Origin of the sequence: Aeromonas sp. CU5 (genome assembly GCF_002586745.1) — a bacterium.
GTDB classification, from domain to species: domain Bacteria; phylum Pseudomonadota; class Gammaproteobacteria; order Enterobacterales; family Aeromonadaceae; genus Aeromonas; species Aeromonas sobria.
In genome coordinates this window covers 88901-107928 of record NZ_CP023817.1, presented here as the reverse complement: position 1 = coordinate 107928, position 19028 = coordinate 88901, and the positions used below count along the sequence as shown (strand labels likewise).

17 protein-coding genes are annotated in these 19028 nt (G+C 59.8%); 14 read left to right on the top strand and 3 right to left on the bottom strand.

Features of this window, described 5'->3' with window-relative positions:
• Positions 1–15 precede the first annotated feature (15 nt).
• From CK911_RS00525 to CK911_RS00515, 3 genes are all read left to right on the top strand, one after another.
• Positions 16–1074, top strand: coding sequence for an ABC transporter ATP-binding protein (locus tag CK911_RS00525; RefSeq protein WP_098968624.1), 1059 nt, complete (start codon positions 16–18; stop codon positions 1072–1074).
• On the top strand, positions 1071–2117 hold the full coding sequence (locus CK911_RS00520) for an ABC transporter ATP-binding protein (protein ID WP_098968623.1): 1047 nt from the start codon (positions 1071–1073) through the stop codon (positions 2115–2117). Before CK911_RS00525 ends, CK911_RS00520 begins: the two co-directional genes overlap by 4 nt.
• Positions 2118–2319: 202 nt before the next feature.
• Positions 2320–3111 (top strand): ABC transporter substrate-binding protein, encoded by a 792-nt coding sequence (locus CK911_RS00515; protein WP_042018098.1) that lies wholly within the window; start codon positions 2320–2322, stop codon positions 3109–3111.
• Between the two features lie 11 nt (positions 3112–3122).
• Here CK911_RS00515 and CK911_RS00510 read toward each other — a convergent pair whose 3' ends face one another.
• Entirely contained in the window at positions 3123–3734 is a 612-nt protein-coding gene (locus CK911_RS00510) for a YitT family protein (protein ID WP_005349421.1), read from the bottom strand.
• Positions 3735–3977: 243 nt separating this feature from the next.
• Here CK911_RS00510 and CK911_RS00505 point away from each other — a divergent pair, with 243 nt between their 5' ends.
• The 5 genes from CK911_RS00505 to mtnN all read left to right on the top strand — a co-directional run bounded on the left by CK911_RS00505 (position 3978) and on the right by mtnN (position 8715).
• Positions 3978–5357, top strand: coding sequence for a UDP-glucose/GDP-mannose dehydrogenase family protein (locus tag CK911_RS00505; protein WP_098968622.1), 1380 nt, complete (start codon positions 3978–3980; stop codon positions 5355–5357).
• Complete coding sequence (locus tag CK911_RS00500; RefSeq protein ID WP_098968621.1) at positions 5354–6367, top strand: NAD-dependent epimerase; 1014 nt, start codon at positions 5354–5356, stop codon at positions 6365–6367. Before CK911_RS00505 ends, CK911_RS00500 begins: the two co-directional genes overlap by 4 nt.
• 168 nt (positions 6368–6535) lie before the next feature.
• A complete protein-coding gene (locus CK911_RS00495; protein WP_098968620.1) occupies positions 6536–6736 on the top strand; it encodes a hypothetical protein in 201 nt (66 codons plus the stop codon).
• A gap of 155 nt (positions 6737–6891) precedes the next feature.
• Positions 6892–7743 (top strand): lytic transglycosylase domain-containing protein, encoded by an 852-nt coding sequence (locus CK911_RS00490; protein WP_098968619.1) that lies wholly within the window; start codon positions 6892–6894, stop codon positions 7741–7743.
• Positions 7744–7872: 129 nt separating this feature from the next.
• Positions 7873–8715, top strand: coding sequence for a 5'-methylthioadenosine/S-adenosylhomocysteine nucleosidase (gene mtnN, locus CK911_RS00485; RefSeq protein ID WP_098968618.1), 843 nt, complete (start codon positions 7873–7875; stop codon positions 8713–8715).
• 106 nt (positions 8716–8821) lie between these two features.
• Here the strand turns inward: mtnN and CK911_RS00480 are convergent, their stop codons facing one another.
• Together CK911_RS00480 and CK911_RS00475 are read right to left on the bottom strand one after the other, a co-directional pair.
• A complete protein-coding gene (locus tag CK911_RS00480) occupies positions 8822–9328 on the bottom strand; it encodes a YgjV family protein (RefSeq protein ID WP_042018105.1) in 507 nt (168 codons plus the stop codon).
• Between the two features lie 57 nt (positions 9329–9385).
• Positions 9386–9961 carry a Crp/Fnr family transcriptional regulator gene (locus CK911_RS00475; RefSeq protein WP_098968617.1) on the bottom strand — a complete coding sequence of 192 codons (576 nt, stop codon included), beginning with the start codon at positions 9959–9961 and terminating at the stop codon, positions 9386–9388.
• 243 nt (positions 9962–10204) lie between these two features.
• Between CK911_RS00475 and ettA the strand changes: the two genes are divergently transcribed.
• The 6 genes from ettA (at position 10205) to CK911_RS00445 (ending at position 18983) form a co-directional block, all read left to right on the top strand.
• Positions 10205–11872: an energy-dependent translational throttle protein EttA gene (gene ettA, locus CK911_RS00470; protein WP_098968616.1), complete on the top strand. Its 1668-nt coding sequence runs from the start codon at positions 10205–10207 to the stop codon at positions 11870–11872.
• Positions 11873–11968: 96 nt separating this feature from the next.
• Entirely contained in the window at positions 11969–12298 is a 330-nt protein-coding gene (locus tag CK911_RS00465) for a hypothetical protein (protein WP_068979207.1), read from the top strand.
• Between the two features lie 296 nt (positions 12299–12594).
• The gene (locus tag CK911_RS00460) at positions 12595–13938 is read left to right on the top strand and encodes an NCS2 family permease (protein WP_042018111.1); all 1344 of its coding nucleotides are present in this window, start codon (positions 12595–12597) and stop codon (positions 13936–13938) included.
• Between the two features lie 161 nt (positions 13939–14099).
• A complete protein-coding gene (locus CK911_RS00455) occupies positions 14100–14546 on the top strand; it encodes a GNAT family N-acetyltransferase (RefSeq protein WP_098968615.1) in 447 nt (148 codons plus the stop codon).
• A 159-nt stretch (positions 14547–14705) separates the two neighbouring features.
• Positions 14706–17615 carry a bifunctional [glutamate--ammonia ligase]-adenylyl-L-tyrosine phosphorylase/[glutamate--ammonia-ligase] adenylyltransferase gene (gene glnE, locus CK911_RS00450; RefSeq protein ID WP_098968614.1) on the top strand — a complete coding sequence of 970 codons (2910 nt, stop codon included), beginning with the start codon at positions 14706–14708 and terminating at the stop codon, positions 17613–17615.
• 273 nt (positions 17616–17888) lie between these two features.
• Positions 17889–18983 (top strand): type I restriction endonuclease, encoded by a 1095-nt coding sequence (locus CK911_RS00445; protein WP_042872771.1) that lies wholly within the window; start codon positions 17889–17891, stop codon positions 18981–18983.
• Positions 18984–19028 lie beyond the last annotated feature (45 nt).

Genomic DNA, 19028 nt, shown 5'->3' with positions numbered 1-19028 from the left:
CAGGGAGCAGCAGTCATGTCCAACACACAGGCCCCCATTCTTGACGTACCGGATAACGGGGGGGAGTTCGCCGTTGATAACGGCCAGAACCAGGCCTCGATTCTTGAGGTAAGCGATCTCGAGGTGGAGTTTGCCGTTGACGACGGCAAGATCAAGGTGCTCGACGGGGTCAGCTTCAAGGTGGCCCCGGGCCAGACCCTGGGTATCGTCGGCGAGTCCGGCTGCGGCAAGAGCGTCACCTCGCTCGCCATCATGGGGCTGCTGCCCAAGCCCCACGGTCAGGTGGTGGCTGGCTCCATCCGCTTTCAGGGAGAGGATCTGCTCACCCTGGCGCCGGATCAGATGTACAAGGTGCGCGGCAACCGTATCTCCATGATCTTTCAGGAGCCGATGACGGCGCTCAACCCGGTGCAGACGGTGGGCGATCAGCTGATGGAGGTGTTTCGCCTCCATCGCCCCGAGTATGACAAGGCCCAACGCAAAGCCGCGGCCATCGCCATGCTGCAGAAGGTGGGGATCCCGGAACCGGCCCAGCGCTTTGCGGTCTATCCCCACAACCTCTCCGGCGGTATGCGCCAACGGGTGATGATCGCCATGGCGCTCTCCTGCGAGCCAGACCTGCTTATCTGCGACGAGCCGACCACGGCGCTGGATGTCACCATTCAGGCCCAGATCCTCGAACTGATGAAAGAGCTGCAGACCCAGACCGGGATGGCCATCATCTTCATCACTCACGACCTAGGTGTGGTGGCCGAACTCTGTGACGAGGTGGTGGTGATGTACGCCGGCCGGGCGGTGGAGCAGGCCGACGTGTTCGAGCTGTTTGACCACCCCCGTCACCCCTATACCCACGGCTTGATGAGCTCGATCCCGCGCCTTGAGGATGAGCCCAAGAGCCTGCTCAAGACCATCAAGGGACAGGTGCCAGCCCTGCACGAGATGCCCGCTGGCTGCCGCTTCTCCAACCGCTGCCCCCACGCGACCGATCTCTGTATCAGCGCCATTCCTGCGGTAGAGCAACTCAATCCGAGCCACCATGTCGCCTGTCACTACTGGAAGGAGTTGACCGTATGAGCACTCTGTTATCGGTCAGGGATCTGAAACAGCACTTCCGGCTGGGAGGCGGCTTCCTGCGCAAGCAATATACGGTTCACGCGGTGGATGGCATCAGCTTCGACCTGAAACAGGGAGAAACGCTGGGGCTGGTGGGTGAGTCGGGCTGCGGCAAGTCCACCCTCGGGCGCAGCCTGCTCAAGCTGTTCGAGCCGACCGCGGGTACCATCACCTTCGAGGGGCGCGATATCACCGCCCTCAGCCCGAAGGAGATGCGCTCCCTGCGCCAAGAGATGCAGATGGTGTTTCAGGATCCTGCAGAATCCCTCAACAGCCGCCACACCGTGGGCCAGATTTTGGAGGAGCCCTTTATCATCCACGGTAAAGGCAACACTGAGCAGCGCCGCAGCTGGGTGCAGGAGCTGCTGGCAAAAGTGGGCCTGCCAGGCAGTGCGGTGGATCGCTACCCCCACGAGTTTTCCGGCGGTCAGCGCCAGCGCATCGGCATCGCCCGCGCCATCGCCCTCAAGCCCAAGCTGCTGGTGTGCGACGAGGCGGTCTCGGCCCTCGATGTCTCGGTGCAGTCGCAAATCGTCAACCTGCTGCTCAGCCTGCAGCGGGAGATGAACCTCTCCATCATCTTCATCGCCCACGATCTGTCGGTAGTCAAACACATCTCGGATCGGATTGCGGTGATGTATCTGGGACGGATCGTCGAACTGGCGGATGCCCAGTCGCTCTATCTGGCACCGCGCCACCCCTATACCCTGGCGCTGATCTCCGCCATTCCGGTGCCGGATCCGCGCAGGCGCAGCCAGCGCATTCTGCTGACCGGCGATGTGCCCTCCCCCATCTCGCCGCCGAGCGGCTGCCACTTCCACCAGCGCTGCCCCTATGCTACCGAGCTGTGCAAGAGCAAGGTGCCGAGGCTTGAGGTGTGCGATGAGGCCCATCATCAGGTGGCCTGCCACACCCCGCTCGCCGTTAGCGGTCACGCCATCAGCGGCCGCGCCATCAGTAGCAACGCTATGAGTGGCGACAGCAGGCTGGAGCAGGCAAGCTAGGCGCAGCGAACAAACGCCAGGATAGAAACAGACGAGGCGGCCATCAGGCCGCCTCGTGCTATCGGGTCACTCTTGTCTTATCGAGTCACGGCTGCCGCTCGTCAGGCGGCAATACCCCCGAGAATTTCGGATGTTAATAAGTAGTTAAACACCGTATTTGTAATGCCATACTTATGACGCGCTCAAAAAACATGGTATTCAGATGCACAAAGTCATTGCGTTATTAGTACTGGTGTTCAGCCTGGCTCCGAGTGCAAAGCCGCTTCGCTTTGTTGTACAACACTTTCCCCCTTACACCTTCAGTGACAATAACAATCAGCTCACTGGCGCATATGTCGAAATGGTGGAAGCTGCCTGCAAAGAATGGCCAGACGGATGCGACATCATTCAGTTGCCCAATCTGCGCGCTCGCAAGATGCTGCAAAAAGGCTTGGTTGATGGCATGTTTCCCTTGGCCAAAAACCAAGAACGCGCTCAAGAACTCTGGTTTAGCCGTCCCCTGAGTAGGGCTGCCTGGGGATTTTTTTCCCATGCAGATAACCCACAGACAAACCTGACCTTCAACGCTCTTTCCGGTGCCCGCGTTGGCGTGACAAAAAACTCATTTAGCGAATATTTGCTGCTAAAGCTTGATGAGCAACTCCAACTAAACGGGTCCAAACCATTGCGCATCGACGGAAACGTCACTGACTCGATGCGCAGTCTGGAAAAATTGCTGCGAAGCTCACGCTACCAGTTCTATTTTTCCAATATCGATGTAGCCCTCCACTATATGGAGCAAAGCGGTAACCACCAGCTCAAGTTATTGAAAATAAGTCACGTTGGTAACTACTACATAGCTTTCAATAAGCAGATGGTTAACCAGGAACAGCTGATGGCATTTAACAAGATCCTGGAGCGACTGGAAAAAGAAGGTGTCTTGCTTACGTGTAGAGTGCGCTGGGGAATATCATCTCCAATTAAAGATGACCATATGTCCCCCCTGTTCCACTGATATAAAGCCCGTCAGGCAATCTGGTAGCGGCCCGGCTTGTGGTTGAGTGTCAACACCAGATTACAGATAACCGCCGCCACGATGGAGAGCGCCAGGATCCAGGGCTGCACCACGAAAAACGAGGCGACAACAATGGCACAATCGAGCCCCATCTGCAGCTTGCCCGCCCGAATGCCAAAGCGATCCTGAATAAATAGCGCCAGAATGTTGAAGCCCCCCAGACTCGACTTGTGACGGAACATGATGAGCAGACCCATGCCGATCAGGGTGCCGCCGATCAGCGCCGCATAGAGCGGCTCTATCTTGCCGATCTGCAGTACGCCGTTGAGGTGATCGGTCATGTAGGAGACCGCTGCCACCGAGACGAAGGTGTTGAAGGTAAAACGTGGCCCCATCCGCAGCCATGCCAGCGCATAGAAGGGCAGGTTGATGCCGAAAAACAGCAGGCCGAAGCTGATACCGGTCACCTTTTGCAGCAGCAGCGCCAGCCCGGCAGTACCGCCAGTGAGCAGGCCAACCTGATGAAACAGAAAGATGCCGAGGGAAACAAAGCCGGCCGCCGTCAGCAGGGCCAGCACATCCTCATAAATAGGATGGGCAGTGCGAATCGAGGTGTTGTCCATAACCTGTATCCAAGCGAAGTAAAGAGAGAGTGTCTGTCACCTGCCGTTGCGGGCGGGCTGCGAGCCCTGTCCACAGGGCTTCGTTATGGGGTCCAGTCTATTTTTTGTGAAAAGGATCACAACAGGCAGGCTGAACGCCCCATTCTGGTGCCTGTCATCTGGCATTGACACCCGCTGCACCAAGATGCAGCATGCCGCGGTTTAAGCGCGCCATCCTCCCATTCACAGCACGAGGCACTTTTCATGAAGGTCACCATTTTTGGCACAGGCTATGTCGGGCTGGTGCAGGCCGCCGTTCTGGCCGAGGTGGGCCATCAGGTCTGCTGCGTGGATGTGGATGACGAGCGGATCGCCGCCCTCAGGCAGGGGCTGATCCCCTTCTACGAACCGGGGCTGGCACCGCTGTTCGAGAGCCATCTGGCCAGCGGCCGCCTGAGCTTTACGGTCGATCCCGCCATTGCCGTGGCACACGCCGATCTGCTGCTGATCGCCGTCGGCACCCCGGCTGACGAGGATGGCTCAGCCGATCTGCAACATGTGCTGACGGTGGCCGACACCATAGGCCGACTGATGAGCAGCCCCAAGCTGGTGGTGACCAAGAGCACTGTGCCGGTCGGTACAACGCAGCAAGTAAGAGAACACATTGAGCAGCAGTTGGCTGAGCGTGGGCTGGACCTCGCCTGCGAGGTGGCGGCCAACCCCGAGTTTCTCAAGGAGGGGGCGGCGGTCAACGACTGCATGCGACCGGATCGCATCATCATCGGCTGTGACAGTGAGCGGGCACTTGAGCAGTTGCGCGCCCTCTACGCCCCCTTCAACCGCAATCACGACCGGATCGTGGTGATGGATCTGCGCAGTGCCGAGCTCACCAAGTACGCCGCCAACGCCATGCTGGCCACCAAGATCTCCTTTATGAACGAGATGGCTGCCCTCGCCGAGCAGTTGGGGGCCGATATCGAGGCGGTGCGGCAAGGGATGGGGGCAGATCCACGCATCGGCTACCACTTTATCTACCCGGGCTGCGGCTACGGCGGCTCATGCTTCCCCAAAGATATCAAGTCGTTGCGTCATACCGCGGCGAGTGTCGGGTGCGACGCCCCGCTGCTGGCGGCGGTCGAGCAGGTCAACCAGCGCCAGCAACAGAAGATGGCGCAAACCCTGCTGAACCGCTTCGGGCCGGATCTGCGCGGCCGTACCTTCGCCCTGTGGGGACTGGCGTTCAAACCCGGCACCGACGACATGCGCGATGCGCCTAGCCGCCCGCTGCTGGCCGCTATCTGGGCTGCCGGTGGCCGGGTGCAGTCCTTTGATCCCAAGGCGATGGAGCGTGCCCGCCAGATCTACGGCCAGCGGCCGGATCTACTGCTCTGCCCGACTCAGGAAGCGGCACTGGAAGGGGCCGATGCCCTGCTGATCTGCACCGAGTGGCAGGCGTTTCGCGCCCCCGATTTCCAACAGTTGAAGGCCCTGCTCAACCAGCCTGTCATCATCGATGGCCGCAACCTTTATGACCCGCGCCAGCTCAGCGAGATCGGGTTTGACTATCACGCCATCGGGCGACCACATCTTCCCGCCAAAAAGCAGCCTGCCAACACCAGCTGCAACCCGGAGACTCAACCGTGATCTATCTGGTCACCGGCGTCGCCGGTTTTATCGGTTTTCATGTAGCCAGCCAGCTCTGTGCCGCAGGTCATCGGGTGGTGGGCATCGACAACCTCAACGACTACTACGAGGTGAGCCTCAAAGAGGCGCGGCTGGCCCAGCTAGCCAGTTTCACCAATTTTCACTTCGAGCGGCTGGATCTGGCGGAGCGTGAGGCGATGGCAACCCTGTTTGCCAGCCACGGTTTCGAGCGGGTGATCCATCTGGGGGCGCAGGCGGGGGTACGTTACTCCATCGACAATCCGTTCGCCTATGCCGACAGCAACCTCACCGGCATGCTGACGGTGCTGGAGGGGTGCCGCCACCACGGTATCCAGCACCTCATCTACGCCTCCTCCAGCTCGGTCTATGGCATGGGGGATCAGATGCCCTACTCCACCGCGCAGCAGGTGGATCACCCGGTCTCCCTCTACGCCGCCACCAAGAAGAGCGGCGAGCTGATGGCCCACGCCTACTCGGCGCTCTATGGCCTGCCCACCACCGGGCTGCGCTTTTTCACCGTCTACGGCCCCTGGGGTCGGCCCGACATGGCCATCATCAAGTTCACCCGTGCCATTCTGGCGGGGGAGCCCATCGACGTGTACAACCACGGCGATCTCAGCCGCGACTTCACCTACATAGACGATATTGTCGCGGGGATCCTCGCCGTGGCCGATCAGCCTCCCCGCCCCAACCCTCACTGGCATGCCAGCGAGCAGAGCCCGGCCGAGAGCGCCGCCCCTTACCGCATCCTTAATATCGGCAACGGCCAGCCGGTACGGCTGCTCGATTTTATCGAGGCGCTGGAAGAGGCCATCGGCAAGCCCGCCATCAAGCGGATGCTGCCGATGCAGGCGGGCGATATGCACACCACCTGGGCCGACAGCGAGCCCCTCCACACCCTCACCGGTCTGCGCCCCGCCACGCCCCTCAAGCAGGGGGTTACCGAGTTCGTGCGCTGGTATCTCGACTACTACCGGCCAGCCTCCTGACGAGATCGGGGCCGCCCAAAGAACCGAAATGACGACGACAAGTGTGATGACACCACGGATCGGCAGTGGCGTTGCGCGATATACTCGCCTCGTGCCACCCGGGAGCGACGCCCGACATCAGGCAAGCGATTCGTAGCCACGCCCCCCCATGACCACAAGGAGCCACCCATGATCCGAACCCTGCTTTTGACCGGTGCCGCCATCGCAGCCTATGCCCTGCAACAGAGCCACGCTCTGCTGCCCCTGCTCAGCCTGCTGGCCCTGCTCTCGCTCTGGGTCGTGAGCGAAGTTGGCCAATTCTACCGTGACCTCCCCGATGCCAACACCGATGCCAACGCCGATGAGCAGGAGTATCACCACGACTTCTAACCGGATGAAAAAGGGTGTGAAACTATCGAGATGCCGTTAGTTCCATACCATTTTGCTCTCTGAAATCCCCGGGCTATAACAACAGGATCCACTGGGTTTGTGGCGATAGCAGCCATGTTCCTCTATATCTTCTGTACTCAAACAGGAGATAACCCATGCGGGACATCAGCGAAAACGGACTGTTTTTGCTGCTTTTTTTGTCGTTGTTACTGGCAGGTACGCCGCGGGCGATGGCACAAGGCAGGGATTTCAGACAGGCCCCCAAGGCGCTGACGGCGCTCAAGCAGGGCCAGAACGCCCAACACAACGGCAACCTGCAAAAGGCCATCGCCCTCTACTGTGTCGCCGCCAGCACCGGCAACCCTGAGGGGTATTTCCGGATCGGTCGCCTGCTCGCTACCGGCCCCGCCTCGGTGCGCAGTGCCAAACTGGCCAACAGCTACCTCGCCATGGCGATGCGCCTGGGCAACCAACAGGCCGCCCGTTACTACAATGCCCGTATCGGCAATGCGCCGATGGGGGATCAGTGCGGCATCGGGATCCGTGGCGGTCAGGGTGGTTATCTGGCACAGATCCCTTCCACCCCCTTCAATGTCGACTCCTGGGTTGCCCGCCAGCCCCCCGCCAAGCAAAAACTGGTCACCATGCTGCGCCACGCCGCCAAACACCATAAGGTGGATGCACGGCTGGTACTGGCGATTGCCATCGCCGAATCCAATCTCAACAGCCGCGCCGTTTCACCGAAGAATGCTCAGGGGCTGATGCAGCTTATTCCCGAAACCCAGCAACGGTTCGGCGTCACCCGGCCGTTCGATCCGGCCCAGAACATCAAGGGCGGCGTCACCTATCTCAAGTGGCTGGATCGCCGCTTCGATGGCGACTGGGTGCTGATCTCGGCGGCCTACAACGCAGGGGAAAAAGCGGTGGAGCGCTATGGCGGGATCCCGCCCTATGACGAAACCCGGCAGTATGTGAAACGGGTGCTCTATTTCGCCGGCCACAAGTAACCCTGATGCAGTTATCGCCACCGGGGGAGTCAGACAAATCACTCTAATCACAAAATGATTAATAAATTTGCGCAATCGTTTTCCCGCAAGTAGAATCCGGCGCTTTCCCGCAGCCCTGACAGGTAAAACATGAATTTCTTTAAATCCTTGGCGTGTCTGATCGCTCTGGTGAGCGCACCACTATTTGCCGCCAATACGCCAAACACCCCTGCCGCACCCATTCTGATCCAGGGGGCCATGGAGGTGGAAGTGGAAGTGGACACCATGATCGCCGCCCTGCAAGAGAAGCAGGAGCTGACTGTCGGCGCATGGACCTTCTGGCAGGGCACGCTGGCGGGCTATCCGGTGGTTATCTCCCGCACCGAAGTCGGTCTGGCCAATGCAGCGGCAGCCACTACGCTGGCCATCGAACGCTTCAAGCCGCGCCTCATCATCAATCAGGGCACCTCAGGCGGTCATGACCCGGCGCTCCATCGCGGCGATATCGTCATCGGTACCAAGAGCTTCAACATGGGGGCCTATCGCAGTGACTTTACCCCGGCAGATCAAGGGATTGACTCGCGTAAATGGCACAACTTCGATGTGACCATGCGGCTGCGCGACAACGGCAAACTGGTAGAACACACCTCGTTTGCTGGCGACCCCGAGCTGGTTGGCCGCGCCCTGGGTATGGCTGACCGTTATCAGCACGGTCGCGTGGTGGCAGGTATCATCGGCACTGCCGATGAGTGGAACCGCCAGGTGGCGCGAATCAACTGGCTGCACCAGACCTACAACACCGCCACAGAGGAGATGGAAACCTCTGCTGCCGCACTGGTCGCCGAAGCCTACAAGGTCCCCTTTGTCGGGATCCGGGTGCTCTCCAACACCGACCTCCATGGTGAGGAGTTCGATCCGAAAACGGCTATCCACTGCCAGCAATTCGTCATCGACTACACCAAGGCCCTGATCAACAGCTTTAACAAGGCTTGATAGTGCCAGAGAGGCCGCCGCAATGGCGGCCTCTCTCTCTTGTCCCTCCCAGCCTCAACCAGATCGCCATCCTCCATACGCCTCTCAAGTCAGTCAGCAACCATCATCAACAGACAGCCACCTTGCGCCCGTAGTGGCGGTAGTAACCCACCAGATTGCTGACCAGAAACAGCCCCTCCATCAGCGCTGCCACCGGTGAGCCCACCAGCAGGTTGTTGGCCAACCAACAGAGAGTGCCGAGCAGCATCCAGCGCCGCAGCAGGCGATCATCCTGGCAGAAAGCCGCCCGGGTTTGCAGCAGACTGCCCAACAGGCCAAGCAGCGCCAGCGGCCCCTGATAGGTCGCCAGCACGGCCGCACAGGCCAACCCCATGAAAAACCACATCAAAATGCTGCGAACCAACCAGATGCTGACCAGAAAGCGCACGCTGGCCAACAGCAACAGGCTGGCGGCTGACCACTGCCCGAGCAGGGCAAAGTGACCGGCATTGAGCACGCAGGAGAGGGCCAAACAGGCCAATATCCCCCGACGATCCCGCAATTGAAAAGAGGCCAGGTCAAGCAGCAGCGCCACACTCACCACCAGTTGCGACCACAGAAACAGCGACATCATCCACACCTCATCCTTCGTTTGGATGGCGCAGCATGAAGTGGCAACCAGCAGACGGCATTAACCCGTGTTAATGCGGCGGCGGATCCGCGACAGGGTGACCGGGCTGATACCGATGTAATTGGCGAGCTGCACCTGAGTGAGCCGCGCAGGCCAGTGGGGGAAGGTGTGGCAGAGCTCCCGATAGCGCTCCTCGGGGGAGTGGAGCAGCAAAAAAGCCTCCTTGCGCTCCTTGTAACCCAGCTGCTGGCGCAACAGGGCCATGCAGACCGGCTGCCAGGCGGGCTCATCCAGAAGGGCGAGCGGCACCCGCACCACTTGCAGTTCCGTCAGCGCCTCCAGCTGATAGCGAGCTGGCGACCCCGTGAGCCAGCTGTCATAGAGCAGGCAAAGCTCCCCTTCGAAGTAGAACTCCTTGCAGCGCTCCTGGCCATCCCGGGTGTAGTGGCAGGCACGGGCGATGCCCGCTTCGATATAGAAAGCCGCATCCTGCTCCGCCCCTTGCGCCAGTAAAACCTGACCGGCGCGCAACGTCAGCCGTGGCAAGCGCTGGCAGAGGGATGCGCTCAGCGCGGCATCCAATCCCATGGCACTGAGAAAGGTGGTCAGAGTGGGTACCTGAGGGGATGGGGTCATGATGGCTCCAGGACAAAACAGCAGGCCACATCATGCCAAGATTGTCCGGCTGATGCAGCAAGACGTGACCGCGGCGGCAAAGGGGAGCGCCAACCGGGCGCCGCCTTTGCCCACCCCTGTCCATTGGTTTACAATCGACGGGTTTTTTGGAACCGGGTTGACGGCGTGTCGACCTGGCCCCACCACGACATCAGTCTGTTAGTGCCAAGACATTAACCTGCTGAAAAGGAAGAGAATTAGCCAATGGCTCAATTTATTTACACCATGAACAGGGTTGGCAAGGTTGTGCCGCCCAAGCGTCATATCCTCAAGAACATCTCCTTGAGCTTCTTCCCGGGTGCCAAAATCGGCGTACTGGGTCTCAACGGTGCCGGTAAGTCCACCCTGCTGCGCATCATGGCGGGCATCGACACCGATATTGAAGGGGAAGCCCGTCCGCAACCCGGCATCAAGATCGGCTACCTGCCCCAGGAGCCCAAGCTGGATCCGGAGCAGACCGTGCGCGAAGCGGTCGAAGAGGCGATCGGCGAGGTGAAGCGCGCCATGGCCCGTCTCGACGAGGTCTATGCGGCCTACGCCGATCCGAATGCGGATTTTGACAAACTGGCCCGCGAACAGGGCGAGCTGGAAGCCATCATCCAGGCTCAGGGTGGCCATAACATGGAAAACCAGCTGGAGCGTGCGGCCGATGCCCTGCGCCTGCCAGCCTGGGACGCCAAGATCCAGCACCTCTCCGGTGGTGAGCGCCGCCGTGTGGCACTGTGCCGTCTGCTGCTGGAAAAGCCGGACATGCTGCTGCTGGACGAACCGACCAACCACCTGGATGCGGAATCCGTGGCCTGGCTGGAGCGCTTCCTGCACGACTACGAAGGCACTGTGGTCGCCATCACCCACGACCGTTACTTCCTCGACAACGTAGCGGGCTGGATCCTGGAGCTGGACCGCGGCGAGGGTATCCCGTGGGAAGGCAACTACTCCTCCTGGCTGGAGCAGAAGGACGCCCGTCTGGCGCAGGAAGCAAGTTCCGAAGCGGCCCGTCGCAAGTCCATCGAGAAAGAGCTGGAGTGGGTGCGTCAAAACCCGAAAGGCCGTCAGGCCAAGTCCAAGGCCCGTATGGCTCGCTTCGAAGAGCTCAACACCAACGACTACCAGAAGCGCAACGAGACCAACGAGCTGTTCATTCCGCCCGGACCGCGCCTCGGTGACAAGGTGCTGGAAGTGGCCAACCTGCGCAAATCCTACGGTGATCGGGTGCTGATCGACGATCTGTCGTTTGCCATTCCGAAAGGTGCCATCGTCGGCATCATCGGCCCGAACGGTGCCGGTAAATCGACCCTGTTCCGCATGATGTCAGGTCAGGAGCAGCCGGATTCCGGCGCCATCACCCTGGGTGAAACCGTGGTGCTGGCTTCCGTGGATCAGTTCCGCGACAGCATGGATGACAAGAAGACGGTATTCGAAGAGGTCGCTGACGGTCAGGATATCCTGCGCATCGGCAACTACGAGTTCCCGAGCCGGGCCTATATCGGCCGCTTCAACTTCAAGGGTTCCGACCAGCAGAAGCGGGTTGGCGAGCTCTCCGGTGGTGAACGTGGTCGTCTGCATCTGGCCAAGCTGCTGCAGACCGGCGGCAACGTACTGCTGCTGGATGAACCGACCAACGATCTGGATATCGAAACCCTGCGCGCCCTCGAGAACGCCCTGCTGGAGTTCCCGGGTTGCGCCATGGTCATCTCCCACGACCGCTGGTTCCTCGACCGTATTGCCACTCACATTCTGGATTATCAGGACGAGGGTAATATTGCCTTCTTCGAAGGTAACTTTACCGAATACGAAGAGTGGAAGAAGAAGACCTACGGCGCCGAGGCGATCCAGCCCCATCGCGCCAAGTACAAGCGCATCACCAAATAAGGCTGACTGCGTCGTGTTAAGGGGAGCTTCGGCTCCCCTTTCTATTTCCTTTTAGCTTACAATCCAAGACGGATGCCTTTGCATGGATGTAGCAAGATGACGACCCCAATAGAGAAAAAACTGACCATCCAGATCCGGGTTGAACCGGGTTGCCTCGGGCCGGATGGCAAGGAGCACATAGAGACCTTCTGTGCCGCTGCCGCCAAGATTTTTGCCGCCGTGGATCCCGAGCTGGTGAGCTGGGTGCTGATCCCCCGCTACGACAAGCAGCTGCCGGAGCAGGAGTTCTTTATCGAGGGGCGCAAGCTGACCGAAGAGCAGGCCAGCCTGTTTCTGCGCCGCTTCGGCCGCGAACTCGGTGAGGTACAAGACCGACTCGACTCGGTGCTGGCCCAACTGGTGGAGCGCTACTTCAAAACCCTCTAATTCCCGGCCTTGGCTTCCGATAAACATTCTCGATAGCAAGTTGTCGATAAAAGGTTCTCTGGTGAGAACCTTTTTTGCTGCTCAAAAAGCAAACGTTTTAATTTTTACCCTATTCATTGATCTGCCTCGCAGATCCAGGGTTTGTAAACGGCGCCGCCTGTGTAAAAATGTGCGCACTGTCACGGTATCAGGACGAGTTTGGTTACTTAACCACCAAGATCAGGGCAATTTACCCCGCATGGATGGAATAGCCCGGTCCCCTGCTGCTTATTTCACGTCACCTATTGGAATCCAACATGAACCAACAACACCAAGCTGCCAACCAGGCCGCCGGGCAAGGATTGCTTGAGCGCCTGTTTGCCCTGCAAGGCCATGGCACCAATGCCCGCACCGAAGTGATCGCCGGCATCACCACCTTTCTGACCATGGTCTACATAGTGTTCGTCAACCCGCAGATCCTCTCTGCTGCGGGCATGGACACCCAGGCGGTGTTCGTCACCACATGCCTGATCGCCGGTATCGGCAGCATCCTGATGGGCCTGTTGGCCAACCTGCCCATCGCCCTGGCCCCCGCCATGGGCCTCAACGCCTTCTTCGCCTTCGTGGTCGTCGCCGGTATGGGTTACTCCTGGCAAGTGGGCATGGGCACCATCTTCTGGGGTGCCATGGGTCTGCTGATCCTCACCCTGCTGCGGGTGCGCTACTGGCTGATCGGCAACATCCCGCTCACCCTGCGGGTCGGCATCACCGCCGGTATCGGTCTGCTGATCGCCCTGCTCGGCCTGCACAACGCCGGGATCGTGGTCGCTAGCCCCGCAACTATGGTGACCGTGGGCAACCTTACCTCCCTGCCCTGCCTGCTGGGGCTGCTTGGCTTCTTTATCATCTGTATCTTCTCCGCCCGTGGCGTCCACTCCGCCGTGTTGATCGCCATCGTGGTCACCACAGGTCTGGGCTGGCTGTTTGGCGATGTTACCTTCAAGGGCTTCGTCTCCATGCCCCCCAGCATAGAGCCGGTGTTCGGCCAGCTGGATCTGATGGGATCGCTGGATATCAGCCTCGCCGGGATCATCTTCTCCTTTATGCTGGTCAACCTGTTCGACTCCTCCGGCACTCTGATTGGCGTCACCAACCGCGCCAAGCTGGCCGATGATCGCGGCCACTTCCCGCGCATGAAGCAGGCATTGATGGTCGATAGCGTCAGCTCCGTCGGCGGCGCTTTCATGGGTACCTCCTCGGTCACTGCCTTTATCGAGAGCAGCTCCGGCGTCGCCGTCGGCGGTCGCACCGGCCTGACCGCTATCGTGGCTGGCGTCCTGTTCCTGCTGGCGATCTTCTTCTCCCCGGTTGCCGCCATGGTGCCGGCCTATGCCGCCGCTGGCGCCCTCATCTATGTGGGCGTGCTGATGTGCTCCGAGCTGACCCGGGTCAAGTGGGAAGATCTGACCGAAGCGGTACCGGCCTTCATGACCGCCGTGATGATGCCGTTCAGCTTCTCCATCACCGAGGGGATCGCCATCGGCTTTATCTCCTACTGCGTGATGAAGGCTGGCACCGGCCGCTGGCGCGAGATCAACCCCTGCGTGCTGGTGGTCGCCCTGCTGTTCGTGCTCAAGTTCGTCTGGGTCGACAGCCACTAAGCTGCTGTTCCACCAATAAAATGGGCCTCCGATATCGGGGGCCCATTTTTATAACCGGGGTTAAAAAGGGTGGCCGCGCAACGCTCACCCCGTCAGGCAAAACTGTTAACATGGCTGTCGATAGCCCGAAAATATCCATCACCATCCAGCAAGGAGCCAGGATGCAGAACAGAGAAGAGCAGTTTCAATTCGAGATCAGTGACGACAAGGGGCGGCTCGATGTGCCGCTGATCCACCGCTTTTTATCGGAAGAGGCCTACTGGTGCCGGGGTATTCCCCACAGCACTGTGGTGCGGGCCATCAACCACTCCCTCTGCGTTGGCGGCTATGTCGACGGTCAGCAGGTCGCCTTCGCCCGGGTCATCACCGACAAAGCCACCTTCGGCTATCTGGCCGATGTGTTTGTGCTGCCTGAGTATCGCGGCCGCGGCTACAGCAAGGCGCTGATGGCGGCCATTGTCGACCATCCCGAGCTGCAGGGATTGCGGCGTCTCACCCTCGCCACCTCCGATGCCCACGGCCTCTATGCCGGTTTTGGCTTTGCGCCGCCCGCCAACCCGGACAGTCTGATGGAGATCTACAACCCCGCCATCTACCAGCGCACCTGAATGACTGACCGCTGATAATTCCCGCCAGATCATGCTTCTCGCCCCTGCGCTGTGACGCGGGGGCCTGACAGTGCTAGATTGGCAGCCACCATTTTGAACCGGCAGTTTCGTTAACCCCGTGTCGTTAACCACCTGTCGTGAACCACAAGGACGGCAACCGTGGCCCAGCATTTTGCTTCTCCCTCAGCATCAATCTCCGCATCAATCTCCCCATCTATCACCGCTTTCCCGCCCTTGCTGCAAGATCAGGCCGAACGCCAGTGGCAGCGGCTGGTCGAGCTGGCACCCGACTATGGCGACCTGCCCGAATCGGTTCGCCACACCCTGCTGACCCTGCTTGGCCTCTCCGATTTTGTCGCCGACTCCCTCTTCAAGCAGCCCGAGCTGCTGACCCAGATCCTCGCCTCCGGGGATCTCCAGCAGGCCGAACGCTGGCCCGCCTACCAGCAGGATTTGACCGCCCTGCTCGCCGAGGTGAGTGATGAAGAGGCGCTCAAGCGCATCCTGCGCCAGTTCCGCCGCAGCCGCATGCTGGTGATCGCCTGGCGCGAGCTGCTGGGCCATTCCGCGGTGGAAGAGAGCTTTATCCACCTCACCAAGCTGGCGGATGCCCTCATCTGCTCTGCCCGCGACTGGCTCTACGCCAAACAGTGCAGCGAGCTGGGCACCCCGATGGATGGCGACGGCAACCCGCAGCCGCTGCTCATTCTCGGCATGGGCAAGCTCGGCGGTGGCGAGCTCAACTTCTCATCGGACATCGACCTTATCTTCACCTTCCCCGAGAACGGCTACACGGTCGGCGGACGGCGCGAGCTGGCCAACCAGCCCTTCTTTATCAAGCTGGGCCAGCGCATCATCAACGCCCTCCACCAGCCCACTCAGGATGGTCAGGTGTTCCGGGTCGATATGCGCTTACGCCCCTTTGGCGATGCGGGGCCGCTCGCCATCTCCTTTGCCGCCATGGAGGATTACTACCAGCACCACGGCCGCAACTGGGAGCGCTACGCCATGGTCAAGGCGCGGGTGCTGGGGCCCCAGTGCGAGCACGCAGTGGAGCTGGCCGAAATGCTGCGCCCCTTCGTGTTTCGCCGCTATATCGACTTCGGCGTTATCGACGGCCTGCGCCAGATGAAGGCGATGATCGCCGCCGAGGTGCGCCGCAAGGGGCTGGAGGGCAACATCAAGCTGGGCGCCGGTGGCATTCGCGAGGTAGAGTTTATCGCCCAGGCGCTGCAGCTCATTCGCGGCGGGCGCGAACCGGCGCTGCGGGTGCGCCACCTGCCGGAGGCGCTGGCCGCCATCGCCCATTGCGGCGCCCTCGAATCCGCCCATTGCGACCGCCTGCTGGCGGCCTATCGCTTCCTGCGCCGGGTGGAGAACATCCTGCAGGAGATCGGCGATCAACAGACCCAGACCCTGCCCACCGAGGAGCGGGATCGCCAGCGGCTGATCGCGGCTCTGGGTTTTGCCGACTGGGGCGCCTTTATGGCTCATCTGGATGAGGAGATGGCGGCCGTCCATCAGGAGTTCGCCGCCGTGGTGGGGGAAGAAAAAGAGGCCCCCGCCCATCTGGAGCAGCTCTGGCTCGATCTGTGGCGTACCGAGCTCGATGCCGCCGAGCTGGAAAAGCTGCTGACCGCACAGGGGGTGGCCGAGTCCGCCCCGCTCTGCGCCGCCCTGCTGCGCTTCAAAGAAGAGTACAAGCGCCGTCAGGTGGGCCCGCAGGGGCGCATCGCGCTGGACTGGCTGATGCCGGAGCTGCTGCGACTGGTGGTCGCCAGTGAGCAACCCGCCCGCCTGTTCGAGCGGGTCTGCGAACTGCTGACCCGCATCTTCACCCGCAGCGCCTATCTGCAACTGCTGGCGGAAAACCCGGCTGCATTGCGCCAACTGGTGCGGCTGTGTGACGCCAGCCATCTGGTGAGCGAACAGCTGGCCCGCTACCCCATCCTGCTGGATGAGCTGCTCGATCCCCAGCACCTCTATCACCCCACCCCGCTCGATCAGTACAAGCCCCAGCTGCGCCAGTTCCTGCTGCGCATCCCCGAAGAGGATGTGGAGCAGCAGATGGAGGCGCTGCGCCAGTTCAAGCAGGTGCAGCTGCTGCGCATCGTGGCGGCCGACATCGCCGGCGCCCTGCCGCTGATGAAGGTGAGCGACCACCTCACCTGGCTGGCGGAGGCGATCACCGAGGAGGTGGTCAATCAGGCCTGGGCCCAGATGAGCGAACGCTACGGGGTACCGCCCGAGGTGGCGGTGAGCGGCCAGCGCGGTTTCGCGGTGGTGGCCTATGGCAAGCTGGGCGGCATCGAGCTGGGCTACGGCTCGGATCTCGATCTGGTATTCCTGCACGGTGGCGACCCCAACAGCTACACCGACGGCCGCAAGCCCATCGACAGCCGCCAGTTCTACCTGCGTCTGGCCCAGCGGATCCTGCACCTGTTCAGCACCCGCACCCCCTCCGGTATCCTCTACGAGATCGATATGCGGCTGCGTCCCTCCGGCGACTCCGGCCTGCTGGTGTCGTCGCTGTCGGCCTACGAGTTGTATCAGCAAAACGAGGCGTGGACCTGGGAGCATCAGGCGCTGGTGCGGGCCCGCCCCATCTATGGCGACGATGCCATCGTTGCCGAATTTTCCCGTATCCGCCGCGATGTGCTGGCCAAGGAGCGGGAGCTGCCGACCCTGGCCCGCGAGGTGCGCGAGATGCGCCACAAGATGCGGGATCACCTGCTGAAAGCGGGGGCTGGCGAGTTCGACCTCAAGCAGTCCCCCGGCGGCATGGTGGATATCGAGTTTATCGCCCAGTATCTGGTGCTGGCCCACGCCTGCGGCGAGCCCGATGCCCTCACCCGCTGGTCCGATAACGTGCGCATCTTCGATGAGTGCGTCATGGCGGGGGTGCTCACCCTGGAGCAGGCGGAGGGGCTGAAACAGGCCTATCTGGAGATCCGCAACCGGGGCCATCGCCTCAACCTCTCGGAGATCTCCCGCAAGGTGGGTGACGACCAGCTGCTGCCCGAGCGCGGCCATGTGCTGGCGGTCTGGCAACGGCTGTTAGCGGAGTGAAGCAAGGCTTGGCCGTAGCAATGAAAAGGGGCACTTCAGCGCCCCTTTTCAATATGAATGTCAGCCCCTGGCCCAGTTTTCTTTCATATAACACTCAATAGCGGTGAGCTGGATCCTGTTTCAGGCATGCCAACCTTGGCATCGTATGGCACTTTGCTGAATATAAGCAGAGATAACCTGTGTCTATGTCATCACCCTGTTTCTGCCCCGATATGACGGGGATGAATATCGACTCAACAGTGCCAGCCCCAGTCTCCATGCAGAGAGGAAAAAATGGATTTTTCAGAACAGCTACAGAGTCTCGCCAAAAAGATTGCTCAACAGTCATCGATGATCACCACTGAAGAAGCAACCAAGAACGCGTTTGTCATGCCATTTCTCAACCGTGTACTCGGTTATGATGTGTTTGATCCCACGGAAGTGATTCCGGAATTCACCGCAGATACGGGAATCAAAAAAGGGGAGAAAGTTGACTACGCCATTCTCAAAGATGGACAGGTGCAAATACTGGTTGAGTGCAAAAAATATAGTGAAAAGCTGTCAGCCAAGCACTCGGGTCAACTCTTTCGCTATTTTTCAGTCACCAATGCTCGGATCGGCATTCTGACCAATGGTGCACAATATGAGTTCTATACCGATCTTGATGCGCCAAACAAAATGGATGAAAAACCATTTTTAACGCTGGATCTGGAAGATATCGATGAACACATAGTGCCTGAGGTATTGAAGCTGACGAAGACCTCCTTCGATGTGGAATCTGTGGTCGATGCAGCAGGAGAGCTAAAATATCTCAGCCAGATCAAGAGACTGCTAGCCGAGCAGTTTGGCTCGCCAGAAGAGGATTTTGTTAAGTTCTTTGCATCCCGGATCTATGACGGCGTACTTACCGCAAGGGTAAAACAGTCCTTTACCGATATCACCAAGAAGGCTCTTAGCCAATTCCTCAATGACAGCATCAATGCCAGATTGAAATCTGCGATTGGTAGCAGTGTCAGTGCCTCGGCCATTCAACCTGCATTTGATAGTGCCACATCAAGCGATAACAATGAGCCTGAGACGAATAATGAAGAAAAATCGAAGATAGATACCAGCATTGAGGAAGTAGAAGGCTTCAACGTCGTCAAAGCTATCCTGAGACAACAATTTGATGTAACCAGGATCGCGGCAAGAGACACCCAGAGCTATTTTGGCATCCTGCTCGACGATAATAACCGCAAGCCGCTTTGCCGGTTACATTTCAATTCGAAGCAGAAATATCTTGGATTATTTGATGCCGATAAAAAAGAAACCCGGCATCCCATCGGCTCAATCGATGAAATATTCACCTTTGCCGACCAGTTACTGACGGCCACTGCCGTCTACGAATAATCTTGGTTTGGGGGCGGATTAATTCCGCCCCCCTCAACCAAGTCT

Coding starts and splice junctions, on each gene's coding strand:
- CK911_RS00525 (WP_098968624.1), top strand. CDS start 16: ATGTCCAACACACAGGCCCCCATTCTTGACGTACCGGATAACGGGGGG.
- CK911_RS00520 (WP_098968623.1), top strand. CDS start 1,071: ATGAGCACTCTGTTATCGGTCAGGGATCTGAAACAGCACTTCCGGCTG.
- CK911_RS00515 (WP_042018098.1), top strand. CDS start 2,320: ATGCACAAAGTCATTGCGTTATTAGTACTGGTGTTCAGCCTGGCTCCG.
- CK911_RS00510 (WP_005349421.1), bottom strand. CDS start 3,734: ATGGACAACACCTCGATTCGCACTGCCCATCCTATTTATGAGGATGTG.
- CK911_RS00505 (WP_098968622.1), top strand. CDS start 3,978: ATGAAGGTCACCATTTTTGGCACAGGCTATGTCGGGCTGGTGCAGGCC.
- CK911_RS00495 (WP_098968620.1), top strand. CDS start 6,536: ATGATCCGAACCCTGCTTTTGACCGGTGCCGCCATCGCAGCCTATGCC.
- CK911_RS00490 (WP_098968619.1), top strand. CDS start 6,892: ATGCGGGACATCAGCGAAAACGGACTGTTTTTGCTGCTTTTTTTGTCG.
- mtnN (WP_098968618.1), top strand. CDS start 7,873: ATGAATTTCTTTAAATCCTTGGCGTGTCTGATCGCTCTGGTGAGCGCA.
- CK911_RS00480 (WP_042018105.1), bottom strand. CDS start 9,328: ATGATGTCGCTGTTTCTGTGGTCGCAACTGGTGGTGAGTGTGGCGCTG.
- CK911_RS00475 (WP_098968617.1), bottom strand. CDS start 9,961: ATGACCCCATCCCCTCAGGTACCCACTCTGACCACCTTTCTCAGTGCC.
- ettA (WP_098968616.1), top strand. CDS start 10,205: ATGGCTCAATTTATTTACACCATGAACAGGGTTGGCAAGGTTGTGCCG.
- CK911_RS00465 (WP_068979207.1), top strand. CDS start 11,969: ATGACGACCCCAATAGAGAAAAAACTGACCATCCAGATCCGGGTTGAA.
- CK911_RS00460 (WP_042018111.1), top strand. CDS start 12,595: ATGAACCAACAACACCAAGCTGCCAACCAGGCCGCCGGGCAAGGATTG.
- CK911_RS00455 (WP_098968615.1), top strand. CDS start 14,100: ATGCAGAACAGAGAAGAGCAGTTTCAATTCGAGATCAGTGACGACAAG.
- CK911_RS00445 (WP_042872771.1), top strand. CDS start 17,889: ATGGATTTTTCAGAACAGCTACAGAGTCTCGCCAAAAAGATTGCTCAA.